At 72.2% G+C, this 19,765-nt stretch carries 18 protein-coding genes; 3 read left to right on the top strand and 15 right to left on the bottom strand.

The annotated features are described in order from the left end of the window. Nucleotides 1-87 precede the first annotated feature (87 nt). From AC507J_RS25555 to AC507J_RS25520, 8 genes are all read right to left on the bottom strand, one after another. Nucleotides 88-681, bottom strand: coding sequence for a nucleotidyltransferase family protein (locus AC507J_RS25555; RefSeq protein WP_496291795.1), 594 nt, complete (start codon nt 679-681; stop codon nt 88-90). 156 nt (nt 682-837) lie between these two features. Beyond that, nucleotides 838-1,455 (bottom strand): methyltransferase family protein, encoded by a 618-nt coding sequence (locus AC507J_RS25550; protein ID WP_496291813.1) that lies wholly within the window; start codon nt 1,453-1,455, stop codon nt 838-840. Then, a complete protein-coding gene (locus AC507J_RS25545) occupies nt 1,455-2,213 on the bottom strand; it encodes a cation efflux transmembrane domain-containing protein (RefSeq protein ID WP_496291793.1) in 759 nt (252 codons plus the stop codon). Before AC507J_RS25545 ends, AC507J_RS25550 begins: the two co-directional genes overlap by 1 nt. Next, on the bottom strand, nt 2,213-2,548 hold the full coding sequence (locus tag AC507J_RS25540) for an ArsR/SmtB family transcription factor (protein WP_496291811.1): 336 nt from the start codon (nt 2,546-2,548) through the stop codon (nt 2,213-2,215). Before AC507J_RS25540 ends, AC507J_RS25545 begins: the two co-directional genes overlap by 1 nt. A gap of 36 nt (nt 2,549-2,584) precedes the next feature. Beyond that, entirely contained in the window at nt 2,585-3,418 is an 834-nt protein-coding gene (locus tag AC507J_RS25535) for a DMT family transporter (protein WP_496291791.1), read from the bottom strand. A gap of 12 nt (nt 3,419-3,430) precedes the next feature. Continuing rightward, entirely contained in the window at nt 3,431-4,603 is a 1,173-nt protein-coding gene (locus AC507J_RS25530) for an MGDG synthase family glycosyltransferase (protein WP_496291809.1), read from the bottom strand. A 112-nt stretch (nt 4,604-4,715) separates the two neighbouring features. Continuing rightward, nucleotides 4,716-5,453, bottom strand: a complete 738-nt coding sequence (locus tag AC507J_RS25525) for a polysaccharide deacetylase family protein (RefSeq protein ID WP_496291789.1) — start codon at nt 5,451-5,453, stop codon at nt 4,716-4,718. Between the two features lie 134 nt (nt 5,454-5,587). Then, a complete protein-coding gene (locus tag AC507J_RS25520) occupies nt 5,588-6,583 on the bottom strand; it encodes an XdhC family protein (RefSeq protein WP_496291787.1) in 996 nt (331 codons plus the stop codon). A gap of 123 nt (nt 6,584-6,706) precedes the next feature. Between AC507J_RS25520 and AC507J_RS25515 the strand changes: the two genes are divergently transcribed. From AC507J_RS25515 to AC507J_RS25505, 3 genes are read left to right on the top strand one after another with little or no spacing between them, the layout of a single operon-like run. Continuing rightward, a complete protein-coding gene (locus tag AC507J_RS25515; protein ID WP_496291785.1) occupies nt 6,707-7,279 on the top strand; it encodes a (2Fe-2S)-binding protein in 573 nt (190 codons plus the stop codon). Then, nucleotides 7,276-8,262: an FAD binding domain-containing protein gene (locus tag AC507J_RS25510; RefSeq protein ID WP_496291784.1), complete on the top strand. Its 987-nt coding sequence runs from the start codon at nt 7,276-7,278 to the stop codon at nt 8,260-8,262. Before AC507J_RS25515 ends, AC507J_RS25510 begins: the two co-directional genes overlap by 4 nt. Beyond that, on the top strand, nt 8,259-10,361 hold the full coding sequence (locus AC507J_RS25505; RefSeq protein WP_496291782.1) for a xanthine dehydrogenase family protein molybdopterin-binding subunit: 2,103 nt from the start codon (nt 8,259-8,261) through the stop codon (nt 10,359-10,361). Before AC507J_RS25510 ends, AC507J_RS25505 begins: the two co-directional genes overlap by 4 nt. A gap of 162 nt (nt 10,362-10,523) precedes the next feature. On the opposite strand, the gene AC507J_RS25500 is transcribed toward AC507J_RS25505, so the two are convergent. The 7 genes from AC507J_RS25500 to AC507J_RS25470 all read right to left on the bottom strand — a co-directional run bounded on the left by AC507J_RS25500 (nt 10,524) and on the right by AC507J_RS25470 (nt 19,568). Next, on the bottom strand, nt 10,524-12,611 hold the full coding sequence (locus AC507J_RS25500; protein ID WP_496291780.1) for a xanthine dehydrogenase family protein molybdopterin-binding subunit: 2,088 nt from the start codon (nt 12,609-12,611) through the stop codon (nt 10,524-10,526). A gap of 105 nt (nt 12,612-12,716) precedes the next feature. Beyond that, nucleotides 12,717-14,390 (bottom strand): bifunctional 3'-5' exonuclease/DNA polymerase, encoded by a 1,674-nt coding sequence (locus AC507J_RS25495; RefSeq protein WP_496291778.1) that lies wholly within the window; start codon nt 14,388-14,390, stop codon nt 12,717-12,719. 123 nt (nt 14,391-14,513) lie between these two features. Then, nucleotides 14,514-15,446 (bottom strand): carbohydrate ABC transporter permease, encoded by a 933-nt coding sequence (locus tag AC507J_RS25490; protein ID WP_496291776.1) that lies wholly within the window; start codon nt 15,444-15,446, stop codon nt 14,514-14,516. Between the two features lie 13 nt (nt 15,447-15,459). Next, entirely contained in the window at nt 15,460-16,371 is a 912-nt protein-coding gene (locus tag AC507J_RS25485; protein ID WP_496291774.1) for a carbohydrate ABC transporter permease, read from the bottom strand. Nucleotides 16,372-16,400: 29 nt separating this feature from the next. Further along, entirely contained in the window at nt 16,401-17,834 is a 1,434-nt protein-coding gene (gene ngcE, locus AC507J_RS25480) for an N-acetylglucosamine/diacetylchitobiose ABC transporter substrate-binding protein (RefSeq protein ID WP_496291772.1), read from the bottom strand. Nucleotides 17,835-17,859: 25 nt separating this feature from the next. Beyond that, a complete protein-coding gene (locus AC507J_RS25475) occupies nt 17,860-18,609 on the bottom strand; it encodes a sugar isomerase domain-containing protein (protein ID WP_496291770.1) in 750 nt (249 codons plus the stop codon). Continuing rightward, nucleotides 18,606-19,568 (bottom strand): MurR/RpiR family transcriptional regulator, encoded by a 963-nt coding sequence (locus tag AC507J_RS25470; protein WP_496291768.1) that lies wholly within the window; start codon nt 19,566-19,568, stop codon nt 18,606-18,608. Before AC507J_RS25470 ends, AC507J_RS25475 begins: the two co-directional genes overlap by 4 nt. Nucleotides 19,569-19,765: the final 197 nt, after the last annotated feature.

Below are 19,765 nucleotides of genomic sequence, written 5' to 3'. Positions count from 1 at the left end.
TAAGGGACACCAGGCGCATTCCGGCGACCAGAACTCCATGATCGGCGAGAGCGGGGTGGCGGGGGGCGGGGGGCGGGGTGGCGGGGGTCAGGCACCGACGCGTTGTTCCGGGACGGAGAGGCCGTAGAGGGCCATCAGTTCGGGGCTGTCGACCCGGTTGCCGTCGGCCACCGAGTCGCAGGCGATGTCGACGATCTGGTCCTTGTGCGCCAGCAGGTACGGGCGGGCACCGACGTCGGCGCTGGCCAGGGTGGCGATGCCCGGCCAGTGCCGACGACCGAACAGCATCGGGTAGCCGCGCAGTCCGTGGTACGTCGCGCAGACCAGCACGTCGGGGAAGGGCAACGCGGCCACCCGGCGTACCGCCGCGGCGGTCAGCCCCGGCATGTCGACCGGCACCACCACCACCGCCTCGACCTCCTCGTCGTCGACGCCGGCCAGACCGGCGCGGATGGACGAGCCGACTCCGGTGCCCCACGCCCGGTTCACCACCACCGTGGCCCGGTCCAGGTCGGCGGTGGCCCGGACCTGGTCGGCCGCGGCACCGAGGACGACCACGATCTGCCCACAGCCCGCCTCCGTCAGCGTGTCGATCATCTGGTCGACCAGCGGCTTGCCGCCCTGGTGCAGCAGGGCCTCGGGGCCACCGATCCGACGGCCACCCCCCGCAGCGATGATCATTCCTGCGATCCGGTTCAGACCTGCGCTCCCTCCAGCGTGGGGACCGGCAGGCACCGTGGCGCTGTCCGTCCCCTCCGACGCACACCGTGAGCAACGATCGCGCCTGGCGGAGAGTGGCGGGCAAATCACATAAATTGGACAGCCGGTGCCGGGCGGTCAGGCATCCCGCTGGCGCAGCTGTCGTCCCACCCGAGGAAGGAACCGGCCCACCCGGGTCGAGTACGCGGTCCACGCGTCGCCGTGCACCCGGGCCAGGTAGGGCTCCTCCACCGCGCGTACCTGGAGTTGAAGCGCCGCGACGAGCGTGCCGGCCGCGACGAGGCCGACCGGGTTGGGCACCATGGCGGCCAGGCCGATGCTGGTGACCGCCATCGCCGTGAAGATCGGGTTGCGGACGAGCGTGAACGCGCCGTGGGTGACCAGGCTGGTGCGTTCCGCCGGGTCGACGCCGACGCGCCAGGAGGCACCCATCTGCTGCTGGGCGGCGAGGACCGCGGCGACACCGGCGAGGGCCAGGACGGTGCCGGCCCACTGGACCCCGGGCCGGTCGAGTGGCCCGATCGGCGAAAGACCGGCCAGGCCGGCGACCGGGCCGGCGGCGTTGAGCAGCAGGGCCGCGACGAAGAGCAGCTTGGCCCACCAGCGCAGCGAGCCGGGCCGACCGGCGTCCAGACGCAGGCCGGTGTCGCCGGTACGACGGCGCTGGGCGAAACTGCGCCAACCGAACGCCGCCGTCAACGCGGCGAGGTAGAGCACGAGGGCGAAGCCGGCCATCATCGAGTTTCCTTTCCGGGCTGGCAGCAGCCGTCGGCGCACCCGTCGCCGGGCACCGCTGCTGGGTCGACGTCGAGTTGGGCGGAGCCGGTGCTGGCTGGGCTGACAGCGATCGGGGCGCAGCAGGCGTCACCGCGCCAGGCGTTTCGACCCTCTTTGACCGCGACGGCGGCGATGACCAGAGCGGCGGCGGGATCGGCCCACCACCAGCCGAACAGGGAGTTCACCGCCAGGCCGACCAGCAGCACCCCGGAGAGGTAGGTGCAGAGCAGGGTCTGTTTGGAATCGGCGACGGCGGAGGCGGAGCCGAGTTCCCGGCCGGCCCGCCGCTGCGCGGTCGACAGCACCGGCATGACCGCCAGCGACAACCCGGCGAGGAGCAGCCCGACCGTGGAGTGCTCCGCGCGGTCACCGTCGAGCAGTGCCCGTACCGACTCGACGCCGACGTAGCCGGCGAGCGCGAAGAACGAGACCGCGATGACCCGCAGCGCGGCGCGTTCCCGGCGCGCGTGGTCGGCGCCGGTGAACTGCCACGCGACGGCGGCGGCGGAGGACACCTCCACCACCGAGTCGAGCCCGAATCCGACCAACGCCGTGGAGGAGGCGATCGTGCCGGCGCTGATCGCGACGATCGCCTCGATCACGTTGTAGGTGATGGTCGCGGCGACGAACCAGCGGATCCGGCGGATCAGCACCGCCTGCCGTACGGCCGACGGCCGGTTCGCGGTGCTCGGCACCAGGGGCAGCGGGACGGCCATCAGCAGCAGCCGTCGGTGTCGTTGGTCGGACAGGCCGTGGGATCGACGGCCAGGACCAGGCCAAGCAGGTCACCCAGGGCGTGCGCGAGTCGGGGATCGGCCAGCTCGTAGCGGGAGCGCCGGCCTTCCGGCGCGGCCACCACCAGGCCGCAGCCGCGCAGGCAGGCCAGGTGGTTGGAGAGGTTCTGCCGGCTGGTGCCGAGCAGTTCCGCCAGCTCGGCGGGATATCCGGGGCCTTCGCGCAGCGCGAGCAGCAGCCGGGCCCGGACGGGATCGGAGAGGGCATGCCCGAAACGAGCCAGCACGTCTCCGTACGCCAGTGTCACCATACCCAGACAGTACAGCGCCTTGTGAATAAAGCAAAGGCTGAACTAATCGGGTTCCCGCGCGGAGGCCGTTGCGGTCAGCCAGATCCCGGCGGTGAGCGCGGCACCGGCCAGCACGAGCCCGACGAGCCGCAGCGGGTCGACAGTCAGGGTCTCCTGGAAGACGGTGACGCCGAGGACCACGCTGGCGACCGGGTCGGTGAGGGTGAGCGCGGTGAGCGGGGCGGCGAGCCGGCCGTGCTGGAAGGCGGTCTGGTTCAGCAGCAGCCCGACGGTGACGAGCACCACCAGGACCGGCACCCGCCAACTGACCACGGTGGCCGGGCCGTGATACCGGCCGGCGATGTCCTTGACCAGCGCCGCCGCCAGGCTGAAGGCGAGGCCGGCGGAGACACCGAGCACCGCGCCACGGGCGGCACCGGTCAACCGGTACGCGACCACGACGGCACCGGCGGTCGCCAGCACCAGGCAGCTCCCCGGAACCACCCAGGCGGCCGGGCTGGGGCTGTCCAGCCCGGCGCGGGCGTCGGCGAGGACGAGGAACGCGGCCAGGCCGGCCACCCCCACCGCGACGGCGAGCAGGTCCCGCCCGGCGACCCGACGCCTGATCATCGCGGCCTCGATCAGGACCGCCATGAACAGGCCGCTGGCCATGACCGGCTGGACGACCGCGAGTGGTCCGAGTCGGAGGGCGACGACCTGGAGTGCCACGCCCGCGGAGTCGGGAATCCAGCCCGACAGCCACAGCGGGCTACGGAAGAGACGGAACAGCAGCCGGGGATCCGGATGCGCGTACCGCGGCTGCGCCTTCGCGGCGCGCTGGTGCAGGGCGGACGCGAGCGCGAAGCAGAACGCCGCCGCGAGCGCGATGGGAATCACGACGCGGGCCGGTCAGCCGGCCGATGGCCGGCTGCTCCGCCCGGAGCGCCGGACGGCTTCGAAGACGACGGCGGCCATGTCGGTCGCAGCGACCGCCGGAGATGACGCGGTGTTTCCGGCGGTGGTCAGCGTGGCGAGCACCGGACGCAGGTGTGCGGCGGTGGTGACGAAGGTGGTCAGCCCGGTCCGGGCCAGCAGTTCGGCGTTGGCTCGACCGTGCCCGGGAATCGGCCGGTAGGTGACGGTGGGCAGGCCGGCCACCAGCGACTGCTGGCAGGTCAGCCCGCCGGCGTTCTCCACCACGACATCGACCGCCCGCATCAGCATGGGCATGTCGTCGACCCAGCCCAGGACATGGCCGGGAAAGGCGTGCAGCCGGCGGCGCAGGTCGTCGTTGCGCCCACAGACGATCACCGGTTTCACGCAGCCGGTGGCGAGCACCTCGGCGGCGGTACGGGCCACGTCACCCACCCCCCACGCGCCGGCGACGATCAACGCCAGCCGGTCCTGCTCGGGTAGGCCGAAGCGGGCGCGCGCGGCCCGCTTGCCGTCGCTCGGCAGCGAGGTGAAGCGGGCGGACACCAACGGGCTCACCACCCGCACGTCGGGTGCACCGTGGGCGGCGGCCTGTCGCTGTGCCGCGTCGTGGATCACGCAGTACGTGTCGACGCCGGGCGATATCCAGGTCGGGTGCAGCACGAAATCGGTGACGTAGGTGATCACCGGCATGTCCAGTCGACCCCGGTTTCGCAGCGGCCCGAGTACCTGGTTGGCGAAGGGAAAGGTGGTCACGACCAGACTGGTGCCGGCCGGGAGCCGCAACAGCATCCGGCGCGCGGCCAACCGCAACGCCGCCCTGATCGCCCGGACCGCCAGCGACGAGCGGTCGGTGATCGTGAACAGGGCGTCGTAGCTCCAGGGCAGCCAGCGGAGCATCGCCCGGTAGCCCTCCCGGACGAGACCGTGCAGGGGCCGGGGCAGCGTCGTGAAGAAGTTGAGCCGATCCACCACGACCCCGTGCGCGGCCAGCCGGTCAGCCAGCTCGGCGGCTGCGGCATCGTGCCCGGCCCCGATGTCCGCGGAGATGACCAGCACCCGCACCCGGTCAGGGCCAGCCGCCGGGGCACCCGGCCCGCCACGGGTACCCGTCGGCGTGGCGACCGCGCCGCGCGTCCCGACCCGGATGCCGTCGACCGTGGCGGCACCAGGTGCGAGCGTGACCCTTCGCGGCTGGTTCACCGGCCGGGGTTACCCGCCCCGGCCGCCACCATGCCCACCGCTGCGGCCGCCGACGGAGCTAGGGCGGTACCTCGTCCGCGTCGGCCCGGTGCGCGCCGAGAGTCCCGATCGTCACGTTCCGCTCCTGCGCCCACTCGATCAGACGCGGCAGCGCCGCCAGCGCTCCGCGCCAGGCACCCGGGCTGGCAGCGCAGTCGGAGTCGTGCAGCAGCACCGTACCGCCGCCGGCGAGGTCCCGGCTCAACGTCTGCCAGATCGACTCCGGTGGCCGGCTGGCCTCCCAGTCCCGTCCCCAGGCGGTCCAGAGTCGCGGCGTGAGGTGCAGCCGCCGGCACGCCAGCAACGCGGCCGGCGTCAGCACCCCGTACGGGGGCCGGTACCAGCGCGGCAGTTCACCCGTCACCGCCGCGATCCGGTCCCGGGCCCGCGCGATGTCGGCGTAGGTGGCCGCCGGTGAGCGCCACAACAGGTTCCGGTGCTCCCAACCGTGCACCCCGACCTCGTGCCCGGCGGCGACCAGGTCCCGACCGAGCCCCGGATCGCGGTCCAGCATCGAGCCGAGCAGGAAGAAGGTGGCCCGTGTCCGGGCCCGTGCCAGCAGGCGCAGGAACTGCGGGGTCGACGCGCGGTCGGGGCCGTCGTCGAAGGTCAACGCGATCCGGGAGACCGGACCGATCCCCGCCAGCCGTGGCCAGAACCGGCGGCGGAGCGGAGCGCTCGCGGTCACCGCCGGCACGGCCTGCGCCGTCGCCCCCAGCGCGGTGGCCACGACCGTTCCCAGCACCAGTGGCCGCATGGCTGCCGTCCCACCTGCCGATCCGAGCAGTACCGGCCGCCGGTTACCCGCTCCCGATGAAATCAGGCCGGGCGTCCGTGCCCACAACGGCCGGCCCGATCCCAGCCCACCGCGACCCGACCGGCCGCAGCCGGTCACGCCACCGGATCCAGTGATCCCGCCTCGACCGTCCGGAGGCGGCCCTGGGCGGCACACAGCCGGCCGCCGGACCGCCGGTTGCCGACCGCCACCACCTCGGCGAGCATCGACAACGCGGTCTTTGCCACCGACGAGGCGCCCAGATCCAGGCCGGCCGGACCCGCCAGCCGGTGCAGGCCCACCGCGCCGGCCAACCGGGCCAGTCGCCGGGCGTGGGTCTCCCGGCTGCCGAGCGCCCCGACGTAGCCGGCGGGACCGGCCAGCGCGGCCCGCAGCGCGCGGTCGTCGATCCGGGGGTCGTGGGTCACCACCAGCACCGCGTCCCCGGCGTCGAGGGTGCCCGCAGCGGCCAGCCACTCGTCCGGCCAGGCACAGATCACCTCGTCGGCCGCCGGCACCCGCTCCGGCTGGGCGTACGCGGGTCGCGGATCGACCACCACCACCCGGTACCCGAGCGGGACCGCCAGGGTGGCCAGCGCGGCGGCCAGATCCGTCGCACCGACCACCAGCAGCGTCGCGCCGGCCGGCAACTCCTCCACGAAGTGCTCGTCGCCGCCGGGCAGCCCGTCCCGGCTCGCCGCCGCCGACCAGCGGAACGGCGGCCGGAGTTCGATGCCCAGAGCCAGTGGACGCCGGGCGGCCAGCGCCGCGCCGATGGCGGCGTGGACCCGACCGGTCGGCGCGGGACAGATAAGCACGGTCAGGTCACCGGCGCAGGCCGGTGCGGGTTCCCAGGGCAGCAGCTCCGCACCGGGGTTGATCACGGTGAGCCGGGGGTGGGCACCGTCGAGCACCGCACGGGCCTCGCCGAGCAGTGTGGACTCCACGCAGCCGCCGGAGACCGACCCGACCCAGCCGCCATCCGAGGCCACCGCCATGGTGGCGCCCAGCGGTCGGGAACCGCGGCCGGCCCGGGCCACCAACCGCACCAGCACCACCCGCTGCCCGGCACCGCGCCGCTGGGCGACGAACGGCCACACCTCCGCCAACATCTATCGACACCCCCGATTGGAACTTGTGTAAGTTTTTCCAACTTTGGCAGATATTACGGATTAGATCCGTCTGATCCTTATAAGTTGGTCGACGACTCGCGATCCTCAGGGGAGCTGAACACCATGGACACCGAAATCACCCTGCGGGTGGACGGCGCCGATCATCGAATCACCGTCGACACCCGGACCACCCTGCTCGACGCGCTCCGCGAACGGCTGGGCAACACCAGCCCCAAGAAGGGCTGCGACCACGGCCAGTGCGGCGCATGCACGGTACTGCTCGACGGCCGGCGGGCCAACAGTTGTCTCGCCCTGGCGGTCGCCCACGACGGTGCCGAGATCGTCACCGCCGCCGGGCTCGCCGCCGACGGCCAGCTGCATCCGCTCCAGCGCAGCTTCATCGCGCACGACGCCTTCCAGTGCGGCTACTGCACTCCGGGGCAGATCGTCTCGGCGGTCGCCATGCTCGACGAGGCGGCGGCGGGTTGGCCCAGCGCGGTGAGCTTCCGGCCGGCCGACGGAACGCTTCACCCGGCCGACGGGACGCTCCACGGCACCGGCGGCGACACCAGGGTGCCGCCGGTCGATCTCGCCGACAATCCCGACGAGATCCGCGAACGGATGAGCGGCAACCTCTGCCGCTGCGCCGCGTACGCGAACATCGTTCCCGCGATCCAGGAGGTGGCCCGGCCATGAGGCCGTTCCGGTACGAACGCGCCAGCGACCCGGCCAGCGCCGTCGCCCTGCTCGCCCGGTCACCGCAGGCCGCCTTCCTCGGCGGTGGCACCAACCTGGTGGATCTGATGAAACTCGACGTGGCCCGCCCCGATCTGCTGGTCGACGTCCGGGGGGTGACCTCCCGCGTGATCGAGGAACTGCCCGACGGCGGCGTACGCATCGGCGCCGGGGTGTCAAACAGCGACCTGGCCGCCGATCCGCTGATCCGGCGCCGCTATCCGGTGGTGGCCCACGCCGTGCTGGCCGGCGCCTCCACCCAGCTGCGCAACCTCGCCACCGTCGGCGGCAACCTGCTGCAACGCACCCGGTGTCTGTACTTCCAGGACATCACCACCGCCTGCAACAAGCGCGCGCCCGGCACCGGCTGCTCGGCTATCGAGGGCAGCAACCGGGACCTGGCCATCCTCGGCACCTCCCCGGAGTGCATCGCCACCCACCCGTCGGACCTGGCGGTCGCGCTGGCCGCACTGGACGCCTCGGTGCAGACCGTGGCGGCCGACGGCGGTCGCACCATCCCCTTGACCGAGCTGCACCGGCTGCCCGGCACCGAACCCCAGCACGACAACGTGCTGACACACGGCGAGCTGATCACCGCCGTCGACCTGCCCCCGCTGGCCTTCGCCACCCGTTCGTACTACCGCAAGATCCGGGACCGGGCCTCGTACGCCTTCGCACTGGTCTCGGTGGCCGCCGCGATCGACCTGGCCGGCGACGAGATCCGCGACGTCCGGATCGCGCTGGGCGGGGTGGCGCACAAACCGTGGCGGGCCAGCCGGGCCGAGGATCTGCTCCGGGGTGGCCCGGCCACCGAGGAGCGGCTGCGCCGGGCCGCCGAGGCCGAACTCGCCGACGCCCAGCCGCAGTCGGAGAACGCCTTCAAGATCCCCCTGGCCCGCAACGCGATCGTGCGTACCGTGCTGGACCTGGTGGAGGCGCGATGAACCGGATTGCGGCCCACGCGATGGGCCAGGCACTCGACCGGGTCGAGGCCGCCGACAAGGTACGCGGGCTGGCGCCATACGCCTTCGAGCATCCGGTGCCGGACCCGGCGTACGTCGCCGCGATCCGGAGCACCGTCGCGGCCGGCCAGCTCGTCGGCATCGACTGCAGCCAGGCCAGCGCGCAGCCGGGGGTACTGGCGGTGCTCACCCAAGTGAACGCGCCCCGGGTCGCCATCGACGACGGCGAACTGCGCATCCTGCAATCCGACGACGTCGCGTTCCGTGGCCAGTTCGTCGGGGCGGTGATCGCCGAGACCTCGGAGATCGCCCGGCACGCCGCCGGACTGGTACGGATGGACTACCGGGTCCGGCCACCCGAGGTCGAGCTGGAGTCCAGCCGCGAGCGGGGTGAGCTACGGGTACCTGGGCAGATCTGGCCGATGTTCCCGATCGAGACCGACAAGGGTGACGTCGAGTCGGCGCTCGCCGCAGCCCCGATCCAGGTGGACCGGAGTTACCGCACCCCGTGGTACAACCACAATCCGCTGGAGCCGCACACCACCATCGCCTGCTGGACCTCCGACGGCGTCACGCTCCACGTCTCCACCCAGTACCTGGCGGGGGTGCAGAACACCGTGGCCACCGCGTTCCGGCTCGAACCACACCGGGTCCGGGTGCTCTCGCCGCACGTCGGCGGCGGGTTCGGCGCGAAACTGCCCCGGCACTCGGACCTCATCCTCGCCGTGATGGCCGCCCAGCTCGTCCCGGGGCGACCGGTGCGCTTCGCGCTCACCCGGCAGCAGATGTTCTCGCAGACCGGCTACCGGTCACCGACCATCCAGCGGGTACGTCTCGGTGCCGAGCGCGACGGGCGGCTGACCGCCGTCGCCCACGAATCGGTCGAGCAGACCTCCCGGCTCAAGGACTTCGCCGAGCACGCCACCCGGGCCACCCCCAGCATGTACGCCACGCCGAACCTGCGGACCCGACAGCACCTGGCCGCGCTGGACCTGCCGACGCCGACGATCATGCGGGCGCCGGGCGAGTCGACCGGCCTGTTCGCCCTGGAATCGGCGATGGACGAACTCGCCCACGCCTGCGGCCTGGACCCGATCGAGCTACGCATCCGCAACGAGCCGGACGTGCATCCCCGGGAAGGGCTGCCCTTCTCCAGCCGGAACCTGGCCGGCTGCCTGCGGGAGGGGGCGCGCCGGTTCGGCTGGTCGTCGCGTGACCCCGCGCTGCGGGCCCGGCGGGAGCACGGCTGGCTGGTGGGCACCGGCGTGGCGTCGGCGACCTACCCGGTGATGCGGCTGCCCGGCTCGCAGGTCACCATCCGGGTCACACCCGACGGCCGGCACACCGTCGAGATGGCGGCGGTGGACATCGGCACCGGCACCCGTACCGCCCTGGCCCAGGTCGCCGCCGACGCGTTACGGATCGACCTGGCCCGGGTCGAGCTGCGCCTCGGTGACACGGCGTACCCACCCGCCGCCCAGGAGGGCGGCTCGGCCGGCATCACCAGCTGGGGCGCCACCATCTGCGCCGGCGCCGACGAGCTGCGCCGCCGGCTCGCCGACCACGGCGGGACGGTGCCGGCCGAGGGTCTGGAGGTCACCGTCGACATGCCGGAGAATCCCTACCTCGGGCAGTACGCGATGCACAGCTTCGGCGCCCAGTTCGCCGAGGTGCGGGTGCACGAGGAGACCGGCGAGATCCGGGTGCTCCGCCAGCTCGGGGTGTACGCGGTCGGCCGGGTGGTGAACCCGAAGACCGCCCGCTCCCAGCTGATCGGCGGGATGACCATGGGCCTGTCGATGGCGCTGCACGAGGCGAGCGTGCTGGATCCGCGCTACGGGCACGTGGTCAACCACGACCTGGCCAGCTACCACATCAGCAGCAACGCCGACGTGGGCAGCGTCGAGGCGTACTGGATCTCCGAGGACGACCCGTACGTCAACCCGATGGGCACCAAGGGCATCGGGGAGATCGGCATCGTGGGCGCGGCGGCGGCCATCGCGAACGCGGTGCACCACGCCACCGGCGTACGGATCCGCGAACTGCCGATCACGCTCGACAAGCTGCTCCCGGCGGTGTGACGACGGCGGTGTTGGTGCGCCTCGCCAGCGCCCGACACCGCCCCGTGCGCGGTCAGGGAGCCCCGTGCGCGGTCAGGGGAGCCCCGTGCGCGGTCAGGGGAGCCCCGTGCGCGGTCAGGGAGACCTGTGCACGGTCAGGAGCCCCGTGCGCGGTCAGGCGGGTCAGGCGGTCAAGAGTTTGTCCAGGGTGATGGGCAGCTCACGGACGCGGACCCCGGTCGCGTGGTGCACCGCGTTGGCGATCGCCGCCGCCGCACCGACGATGCCGATCTCGCCGGCGCCCTTGATCCCGAGCGGGTTGAGTTGGGTGTCGTGGTCGTCGACCCAGTACGCCTGCACCGCCGGCACGTCGGCGTTGCTGCTGATGTGGTAGCTGGCCAGGTCGCGATTGGCCCAGGTGCCGTACCGGTCGTCGAAGACCCCGGCCTCGTGCAACGCCATCGACAGGCCCATGGTCATTCCGCCGATCAGCTGACTGCGCAGGGTCGTCGGGTTCACCACCCGGCCGACGGCGAAGACGCCCAGCAGCCGGCAGACCCGGACCTCGCCGGTCTCCGCGTCCACCCGCACCTCGGCGAACTGGGCCCCGTACGCGTACCTCGGCAGGGTGGCCTGGCCGGCCAACTCGTCGTCGATGCTCGCCTCGACGAGCAGCCCCTCGGCGGGCACGTTGCCGTGCAGCTCGGCGATCCGGTCGCAGAGTTGTTCGCAGGCCCGGACCACCGCCCAACTCCACGAGGGCAGACCCGTCGAACCACCGGCCACATCGGCCACGGGCAGGGCGGTGTCGCCCAACTCCAGCCGTACCCGCTCCGGCGGCGCGCCCAACGCGTCGACGGCCACCTGCCACAGCGCGGTCCGGGCGCCCGTGCCGATGTCGGCCGCGTTGATCCGGACGTCGAAGGTGCCGTCCGGGCGGGCGGCGGCCGACGCGGTGGCGGGCCGGGTCCGGGCGGGATAGCTGGAGCCGGCCATTCCGGTGCCGAGCAGCCAGCGGCCGTCGCGGCGGGCGCGCGGCGTCGCGTCCCGCCCCGCCCAGCCGAAGCGCCGGGCCCCGTCCCGCAGGCAGGCCGCCAGGTTGCGGCTGGTGAACGGGTGCCCGCTCTCCGGATCGATCGCGGTGTCGTTGTGCAGCCGCAGCTCGACCGGGTCGAGCTGGCAGGCCAGCGCCAACTCGTCCAACGCGGACTCAAGCGCGAAGGAACCCGGGGTGTGCCCCGGTGCCCGCATCCAGAACGGGGTGGGCACGTCGAGGGCGACCAGCCGGTGCGTCGTGCGCCGGTTGGCTGCGGCGTACATGTTGCGGGTGTAGACCGCGGTCTGTTCGGCGAACTCGGTGACGGTCGAGGTCTGGCTGACCGCGTCGTGGGCGATCGCGACGAGCTGCCCGTCCCGGCCGGCGCCGAGCCGGACCCGTTGGATCGTCGGGGTGCGGTATCCGACCGGGCCGAACAGCTGCTGACGGGTCAGCGCCAGCCGGACCGGTCGGTCGACGTGCCGGGCCGCCATCGCGGCGAGCACCGTCTGCACCTTGCCGTAGATCTTGCCGCCGAAGCCCCCGCCGACGTGCTCGTTCACCACCCGTACCGCCTCGGGCGGCAGCTCGAACAACCGGGCCAGGATCTCCTGGACCGCCGCGGAACCCTGGGTGGAGTCGTGCACCAGCAGTCGCCCGTCGCGCCACTGCGCGGTCGTCGCGTGCGGCTCCATCGGACAGTTGTGGTACGACGGCGTCCGGTAGGTGAGGTCCAGCCGGATCTCGGCGGCGGCGTACCCGGCGTCGAAGTCACCGGCCAGCACGTCGGCCGGGTAGCTCGGGTTGACCCGGTCAGGTCGGTAGCGGGCCGGATCCTCGGCGGACAACCGGGTGCGGTGCGGCTGCTCGGCGTAGTCGAGGCGGATCAGCGTGGCCGCCTCCCGGGCCGCCTCGATGCTCTCCGCCACCACGACCGCGACGATCTGACCGCGGTGGTGCACGGCCGGATCCTGGAGGCGGAACAGCTCCGCGTCCACGCCCGGGGCCAGCCGGAGGGCGTTGCCGTGGTGCAGCACCGCCAGCACCCCGTCGACCGCAAGCGCCGCCGCCGCGGCCAGCCCCGTGATCGTGCCCCGCACGATCGTGGCCTGCACGACCTGGGCGTACGCGACGCGGCGCACCGGGTACTCCACCGCGTACGGTGCCGTGCCGGTCACCTTTGCGGGGCCCTCCAGACGGGACTGTCGGCGGCCCACCACGCCGGTGGGGCTCACCACCGCACCCCGAACACGGATGAATATGGAGAAATCGGCATAGGACTCATAATAATGTGGCTTGCCCGCCGCAGTGGCCCGCTCCGATTTCCGGGCGGGCACGCCTCAGGCGGCGTCGGCGTAGCACCGCACGACCGACAGGTCCAGCGGGAAGCGCACCGCAGTGGCGCCGAAGAGCAGCGCGGTAGCCCGATGCCCGGCCCGCTCGACCGCCTCGGCGACCCGCTCGGCCTGCTCGGCCGGGCAGTGCACGATCACCTCGTCGTGCTGGAAGAAGACCAGCTCGGCACCGGTGCCGGCCAGCTCGCCCCGGAGCACCGCCAGCAGCGTCGACGCCCATTCGGCGGCGGTGGCCTGGATGACGAAGTTGCGGGTGAACCGCCCCCGGGAACGGGCCGCCCGGGCCCGGGGCGAGCGCGGATCGTCGGCCGGCTCCGGTTCGACACCCTCGCCCGCGGCGAAACCCGCCGTCCCTGGCGGGCAGGTACGCCCCAGCCACGAGCGCACCAACCCACCGGCCTCGCCGGTGCGCGCCGCCGCCTCGACGTAGCCGAACGCCGTCGGGTAGTTGCGCCGCAACACCGCAAGGGCCGGCACCGCCTCGCCACCGGTCTGCCCGTACATCGCCCCGAGCAGGGCCAGCTTGGCCCGGCCCCGGTCACCGCCGAACGCGTCCCGGGCCAACGCTTCGTACAGGTCACCGGTCGCGCCCGCCCGAGCCAGCCGGGCGTCGCCGGAGACCGCCGCCAGCACCCGGGGTTCCAACTGACCGGCGTCGGCCACCACGAAGCGCCAGCCCGGGTCGGCCACCGCCGCCCGGCGGATCACCTTCGGGATCTGCAACGCGCCGCCGCCCCGGGTCGCCCACCGGCCGGAGACCACCCCGCCGGGGACGTACTCGGGACGGAACCGGCCGTCGTGGACCCAGGCGTCCCGCCAGGCCCAGCCGTGCGCCGTCCAGATCCGGTACAGCTCCTTGTACTCCAGGACCAGCGGCACCGCCGGATGGTCCACCCCGCGCAGCACCCAGGACCGGGTGTTGGGCAGGTCGATGCCGGCGCGGGCGAAGGCCCGCAGCAGCTCGGCCGGGGAGTCGGCGTGCAACTGACGCAGGCCGAAAGCCTCGGCGATCCGGGCGGCCAGTTCAGCCAGCCGCCGGGGTGGCCCGCCCACCGGGGACGGCTCGCCGAGCAACTCGGTAAGCACCGCGTCGTGCACGTCGGCGCGCCACGGCAGGCCCGCCGCACCCATCTCCGCCGCGACCAGCGCACCGGCCGACTCGGCGGCCACCAGCAGCCGGAACCGACCGGGGTCGCCGGTCCCCGCGATCCGGCCGAGTTGGTCGGCGTACACGCTTGTCAACGCCGCCAGACCCGGACCGGGCGGGCCGGACGGCGCGTCGAACAACGCGCCCTGGCCGGCACCCGGCGGCGCGGCCGGGCGAGGCGGTGGATCGGGCGGCACCGGCACGCCGGTGAGCCGGGCCCAGGCCGCCGCCAGCGAACGCGGCTCGCCCCAGCGGCCGGCGTGACCGAGCAGCAGCGACTCGGTCAGCTCGACATCATGACAGCGCTCGACCCGAACTCCAGCGCGCAGCAGCCTGGGATAGAGGGCCGCGCCGGAGGCCCAGACCCAGCGGGGCCGGCCGGCGGCCTCCCGCGCGGCGACGGCGGCGGCGAGGTCGGTGGTGGGCTCGGGCGGACCGGCGCGTTGCCCGTCCGGGCGCAGCGGGCAGAGCACGCCCGCACCGCCCTCCCCCGCCACCACCGCGACCAGCACACCCTCATCCTGCCCCCACCCACCGACATGCTGCCGCGCCACGGCCGGCCCAGGTCAGTTCGCCCTCCACCCAACCCAGCAACATTGATAGATACCCATAAGGACCGGTGACCAGGCGAGGCGCTACTTGACCGCGCCGGCGGTGAGGCCGGACTGGATCTGGCGCTGGAAGAAGGCGTACACCACGATCATCGGCAGGATGGAGAGGGTGAGGGCGGCGAACAGGGCCGCCCAGTCCGCCTCGTAGCCGGCCGAGGTGGAGATGCTGGCGATGCCCTGGGTGAGCACCCACTTCTGTTCGGCGCCCTGACCCTGCATGAGCGCCACCGGCAACAGGTACTGGTTCCACTGCCCGATGACGTTGAAGATCCCGATGCTGACCAGGGCGGGTCGCGCCATCGGCATCATGATCGAGAAGAACAGCCGGGTGTGCGAGGCGCCGTCGATCATCGCGGCCTCGGCCACCGAGTGCGGCAGCGTCTTGAAGAACGCGGCCAGGAAGAAGACGGTGAACGGCAGCGAGTACGCGATGTAGACCAGGATCAGGCCGGTGTAGGTGTTGAGCAGGCCCAGGTTGTTGACCACCAGGAAGAGCGGCACCAGGGCGAGGAAGACCGGGAAGGCCAGCCCGGAGACGAACAGGTAGTAGACCACCCGGTTGCCCGGGAACGGATAGCGCGACAGCACGTACGCGGCCATCGCCCCGAACAGCATGGTGCCGGCGGTGCTCAGCGTCACCACGAAGACGCTGTTCAGGAAGTACCGGCCGACGTTCGCCTCGCTCCACGCCCGGGCGTAGCTGTCGAAGTTGAAGGTCCCGGGCAGGGCGAACGGGTTGCCGAGGAAGATCTCGGTGTTGGTCTTGAACGAGGCGAGGATGGTCCAGAGCAGCGGCGCGATCACCAGGATCGCCCAGACCAGCAGGGCCAGGTGGCCGAGGCCGCTGAGCACGCCCACCTCGGAGTCGCGGCCCCCGCGGCCGAGCCGGGCCCGTCCCGGACCGGGTGGATCGGCGGCCGGGGCGGCGGGGGCGCTGGGCGCGATGTCGGTCGTCATTGCGGGTCCCGCCTTACAGCTCGATCGTTTCACGCCGGCTGACGCGCAGGGTGAGCGCCGCGAACGTGATCGTCAGGAAGAACAGCGCCACGCCCATCGCCGAGGCGTAGCCGAACTGGGAGTAGCTGAACGCGTTGCGGTAGATCTCCATGCCCAGCACGGTGGTGGCACCGTCCGGGCCGCCCTGGTCGACGGAGAGCACCTGGACGATGGCGAACGCGTCGAACGCGGCGATGCCGAGGTAGACCCAGGCCACCTGGAGGGTGTTCCACAGCAGCGGCAGGGTGACCCGGAAGAACATGGCCACCCGACCCGCCCCGTCGATAACGGCCGCCTCGTAGATGTCCTTCGGCACCGAGGCCATGCCGGCGGAGAAGAGCACCACGTAGAAGCCGACGGCCTGCCAGACCAGCACCGCGATGATCGACCAGAGGGCGATCTTCGGGTCGGCCATGAACAGCACCGGCTCGATGCCGACGGCGCCGAGCGCACCGTTGATCAGGCCGCTGTCGTCCGGGGCGTACACCCGGCTGAAGATCACGCCGACGATGACCACCGCCAGGACCTGGGGGAAGAAGAACACCAGGCGGTAGAACTTCGACCCCCAGACCCCGGTCATCACCCCGCCCCGGCCGCCACCGCCCACGTTGAGCATGAAGGCGAAGAAGAGGGCGATCGCGATGGTGAGCAGCGGCAGGGCGAGCAGCAGGAGCCCGTGGTGCCGGACCGCCTTCCAGAACACGTCGTCGGCCAGCAGCCGCTCGAAATTCTCCAGGCCGATGAACGTCGGGTTGGCGCTCACCCCCCGCCAGTTGGTGGTGGCGAGGTAGAAGGCCTGGGCGTACGGCCCGATGACGAAGGTCACGTAGATCGCGACCGGTACGGCCAGAAAGCCGACGATGAACGGGTACCTGCCGTGCCGCATGTGTTCTCTCCGCTCGTCCTACGCTCGACTCAGCGGCTGAACTTCTCGATGGAGGAGTCGCTCTTCACCGCGTCGGCGACCTTCTGCATCCGGTCACAGAACTTCTGGGCGGTGCCGCCGGAGAACATCAGCTCGTTGGTCGCGGCGCGGGCCTCGTCGTCGAGCTTCTTGTACCAGGTGTCGAAGCGGTAGCTGAAGTAGTCGCTGCCGGCCGCGGCCAGCATCTTGTTGCCGCTGGTCAGGCCGGGCGAGATCTCCACACCGTCGACCGCTCCCTGGACCACGGTGAGCACCTTGGTCAGCTCGGTGAAGCCCTTGGCGCCCGCCTTGGAGAGCATGTGCCGCAGGTACTCCATGCCGCCGCGCGGGTTCTTGCCCTTCGACGCGACGAAGTACATCTCACCGGCCGCGGCGTAGATCGCGGAGGCCGGCAGCGCGTCCGAGGTGGTCACGCTCGGCACCGGCATGACGGCGTACTTGAAGGTGGGCGGGGTGTCCTTGGCCTGCTCGTTCTCCAGCCAGGAACCGCTGGGGTAGAAGGCCACCTTGCCCTGGTTCTGCTGGAGCTGGATCTCGGTGTGCTTCAGGCCCAGGTGCGCCTTGTTGCCGTACTTGGCACCGATCTCGGCCCACGCCTCGGCCGCCTTGCGCACCGGCTCGGCCTGCCAGGCACCGTCCGCCAGGTTGTCGATGTTCTTCAGCACGTCCGGGCCGCCGATCTTGGCAGCGCTGGTCAGCAGCACAAGGTACTGGTAGTACGCGGCGTTCGCCCCGGCGTACGAGTACGGCGTGATGCCGGCCGCCTTGATCTTGTCGCAGAGGGCGGTGAAGTCGGCCCAGGTGGTCGGGGCGGTCCACCCGTTCTTCTCGAACAGGGCGCTGTCGTACCAGAGCCCGAAGACGGTGAAGGCGTAGTTGAGCACGTACGGCTTGCCGTTGTAGGTGCCCTGCTCGACGGTGCCCGGGATGAGCAGGTCGCGCACCTTCTTCGACGGGTCGTCAAGCGACGGCGCGTCGAACAGCTCGGTGAGGTCCTGCACCTGGCCGGCCTGCACCAGCGCGCCCTGGTCGAGGAACTTCGAGCCGGCGTTGTTGATCATGTCCGGCGGGGTGTTGCTGGCGAACCGGGGCTGCAGGACGGTGCCGATCTCCTCGGTCGAGGAGAACTCCACCTTGGAGTCCGGGAACTTCTGGTTGTACGAGGGGATGTGCACGTCGGTGGCGTACTTGGTGCCCAGGCCACCATTGAAGATGACCACCTCCAGCGGGGCGTCGGCCTTGACGCCCAGCGGGTTCTCCGCCGACTTGTCGCCCTCGGCCTGCTCGGTCGGCTCGTCGCTGCCGCCGGTCACGCAACCGCTGAGCAGACCCGCGGCCGGGGTGGCCAGCAGACCCACCGCGGCGGCCCGACGCAGCACCGTCCGCCGGGTCAGATCGGCCGAATTCTCGGGGGAAACAGACATCTGGAACTCTCCTTGTGGTGTCGGGTCAGGCGGTGCGCCGGAGACGCCCGGCGTACCGCGACTCGAGGGCGAGGTTGTGCTCGTCCCCACCGGGGACGTTGGCGGAGAGATAGATAGGGGGCACCTCTCCGGCCTGGTGGAACCGTCGTACGACCTCCGCGGTCAGCAACTGCGCCAGCAGCGCCGAGGTGACTGAGGAGACCGCACAGACCGCGCCGCCGCCCTCGAGCGGCAGCAGTGCGTCGCCGTACGGCGCGCCGTTGTCCAGCACGACGTCGGCGAGATCGACGAGCCGCCGGCCGGACGGGTGGCGCGGGGTCACCCGTCCGGTGTGCTCGACCGAGGTGACCGCGATCAACGGGTGACCGCGGCCGGTGGCCAGCAGGGCCAGTTCGACCACCGAGCCGTTGATGCCGGACTGGGACGCCACCACGAACACGTCCCGCGGCTGGGGTGCGGCGATCTCGTAGAGCTGGTGCGCGATGGCCGGGTCGCGCTCCAGCTTCGGGTCGGTGAGCAGGCCGGGCGGGGCGTCGCCGTGCAGCACCAGGTCGTGCAGGGCGAGCCGGTTGGCGGGGACCAACCCGCCGGCCCGGGCGACCAGCTCGGCGGCGAACGCCTCGGAGTGCCCGGCACCGAAGGCCTGGAGCACCCCGCCGTCGCGCAGGCTGCCGGCGATCAGGTCGGCAGCCCGGCCGAGCGACTCGGCGCCCCGCTCGACCACGCGGTCGAGCACCGGCCGGACCGCTTCGGCGTACCCGCGGGCGCTGATCATGCGGTGGCTCCTCTCGCGGCCTTGTGCCCGTCGACGGCCTGGGCGGTACGCCGGAAGGCCGCGTGGGCGCGGTCGTGGGTGCGCTGGGCGACCGCGATGTAGAGCAGGTCGAGCACCACCAGCTGCGGATGCCGGGCCGAGAGCGCGTCCGGCCGGAACGTGGTGGCCTGGCTGGCGGTGAGCAGCACGATGTCGGCCAGCTCGGCCAGCGGCGAGCGACGGAAGCCGGTAAGTGCGATGGTGGTCGCGCCCCGGCTGCCGCCCTCGGCGAGCATCTCGATTGCCTCCCGGGTCTGGCCGCTGTGCGAGATGCCAAGCGCCACGTCGCCCGGGCGCAGCAGCGCGGCGGCGGCGAGCCCGGAGTGCACGTCGTTCCACGCCCACGCGGCCACACCGATGCGGTGCAGGCTGAACTGCATCTCCTCACCGACCAGGGCGCTGCCGCTGGCGCCGAAGATGTTCACCCGGCTGGCCCCGGCGATGGCGACCGCGGCCCGTTCCACCTCGGCGAGGTCGAGCAGCGCGGCGGTGTCGTGCATGGCCCGGGTGTCGGCGGCGATGATCTGTTCGAGCACCCGCTCCAGCGGGTCACCGGGCTGGATCTCGCGTCCGATGTCGACGGTCCAGCCGGCCGAGCGGGCCCGGCCGGTCTCGGCGGCGATGCCCAGCCGCAGGTCGGCGTAGCCGTCGAAGCCCATCGCCCGGCAGAAGCGGGTGACCGTGGCCGGTGAGGTGCCGCTGCGCTCGGCCAGCTCCACGATGGTGGCCCGGGCCGCCGCCTCGGGGTCGCTGAGCACGTGCTCGGCGACCCGGCGCAGCGCGCCGGTCAGCTCGGCGGCGCCGGTACGCACCCGGGCCAGTGTCCCGTCGGAGGCGACGCCCAGGGCGCCCCGCCGGTCGACCCCCTCGGCATCGGCCACCGCGGTGCCCGCGGGGGTGTCCGCCTCGTGATCAACCATGGGACACCTTTCCGAAAAGACTGTTTACTGTTAGTGGTAAAAGTTCTTACTAAAGCCACCTCCATGTCAAGACCGTGGGCGAAGTTTTCAAACTGTTACCTGGCGCATACCCCCGGAGACGATCCATCGCCTGCCTTCGAAGGCCGCCGCGACCAGCATGAACATTGATCAATAAGGAGATGGTCGATGGCTGGCGC

This window comes from Micromonospora sp. PRAS1 (assembly GCF_059553435.1).
The sequence above is the reverse complement of the archived record's forward strand: the minus strand, read 5'-3'. Positions and strand labels throughout refer to the sequence as shown.

What these genes read in the sequence shown, in the direction of transcription:
- AC507J_RS25555 (WP_496291795.1), bottom strand. Translation starts at nt 681, where the DNA reads ATGATCATCGCTGCGGGGGGTGGCCGTCGGATCGGTGGCCCCGAGGCC.
- AC507J_RS25475 (WP_496291770.1), bottom strand. Translation starts at nt 18,609, where the DNA reads ATGATCAGCGCCCGCGGGTACGCCGAAGCGGTCCGGCCGGTGCTCGAC.
- AC507J_RS25520 (WP_496291787.1), bottom strand. Translation starts at nt 6,583, where the DNA reads ATGTTGGCGGAGGTGTGGCCGTTCGTCGCCCAGCGGCGCGGTGCCGGG.
- ngcE (WP_496291772.1), bottom strand. Translation starts at nt 17,834, where the DNA reads ATGTCTGTTTCCCCCGAGAATTCGGCCGATCTGACCCGGCGGACGGTG.
- AC507J_RS25490 (WP_496291776.1), bottom strand. Translation starts at nt 15,446, where the DNA reads ATGACGACCGACATCGCGCCCAGCGCCCCCGCCGCCCCGGCCGCCGAT.
- AC507J_RS25470 (WP_496291768.1), bottom strand. Translation starts at nt 19,568, where the DNA reads ATGGTTGATCACGAGGCGGACACCCCCGCGGGCACCGCGGTGGCCGAT.
- AC507J_RS25510 (WP_496291784.1), top strand. Translation starts at nt 7,276, where the DNA reads ATGAGGCCGTTCCGGTACGAACGCGCCAGCGACCCGGCCAGCGCCGTC.
- AC507J_RS25505 (WP_496291782.1), top strand. Translation starts at nt 8,259, where the DNA reads ATGAACCGGATTGCGGCCCACGCGATGGGCCAGGCACTCGACCGGGTC.
- AC507J_RS25515 (WP_496291785.1), top strand. Translation starts at nt 6,707, where the DNA reads ATGGACACCGAAATCACCCTGCGGGTGGACGGCGCCGATCATCGAATC.
- AC507J_RS25525 (WP_496291789.1), bottom strand. Translation starts at nt 5,453, where the DNA reads ATGCGGCCACTGGTGCTGGGAACGGTCGTGGCCACCGCGCTGGGGGCG.
- AC507J_RS25485 (WP_496291774.1), bottom strand. Translation starts at nt 16,371, where the DNA reads ATGCGGCACGGCAGGTACCCGTTCATCGTCGGCTTTCTGGCCGTACCG.
- AC507J_RS25550 (WP_496291813.1), bottom strand. Translation starts at nt 1,455, where the DNA reads ATGGCCGGCTTCGCCCTCGTGCTCTACCTCGCCGCGTTGACGGCGGCG.
- AC507J_RS25545 (WP_496291793.1), bottom strand. Translation starts at nt 2,213, where the DNA reads ATGGCCGTCCCGCTGCCCCTGGTGCCGAGCACCGCGAACCGGCCGTCG.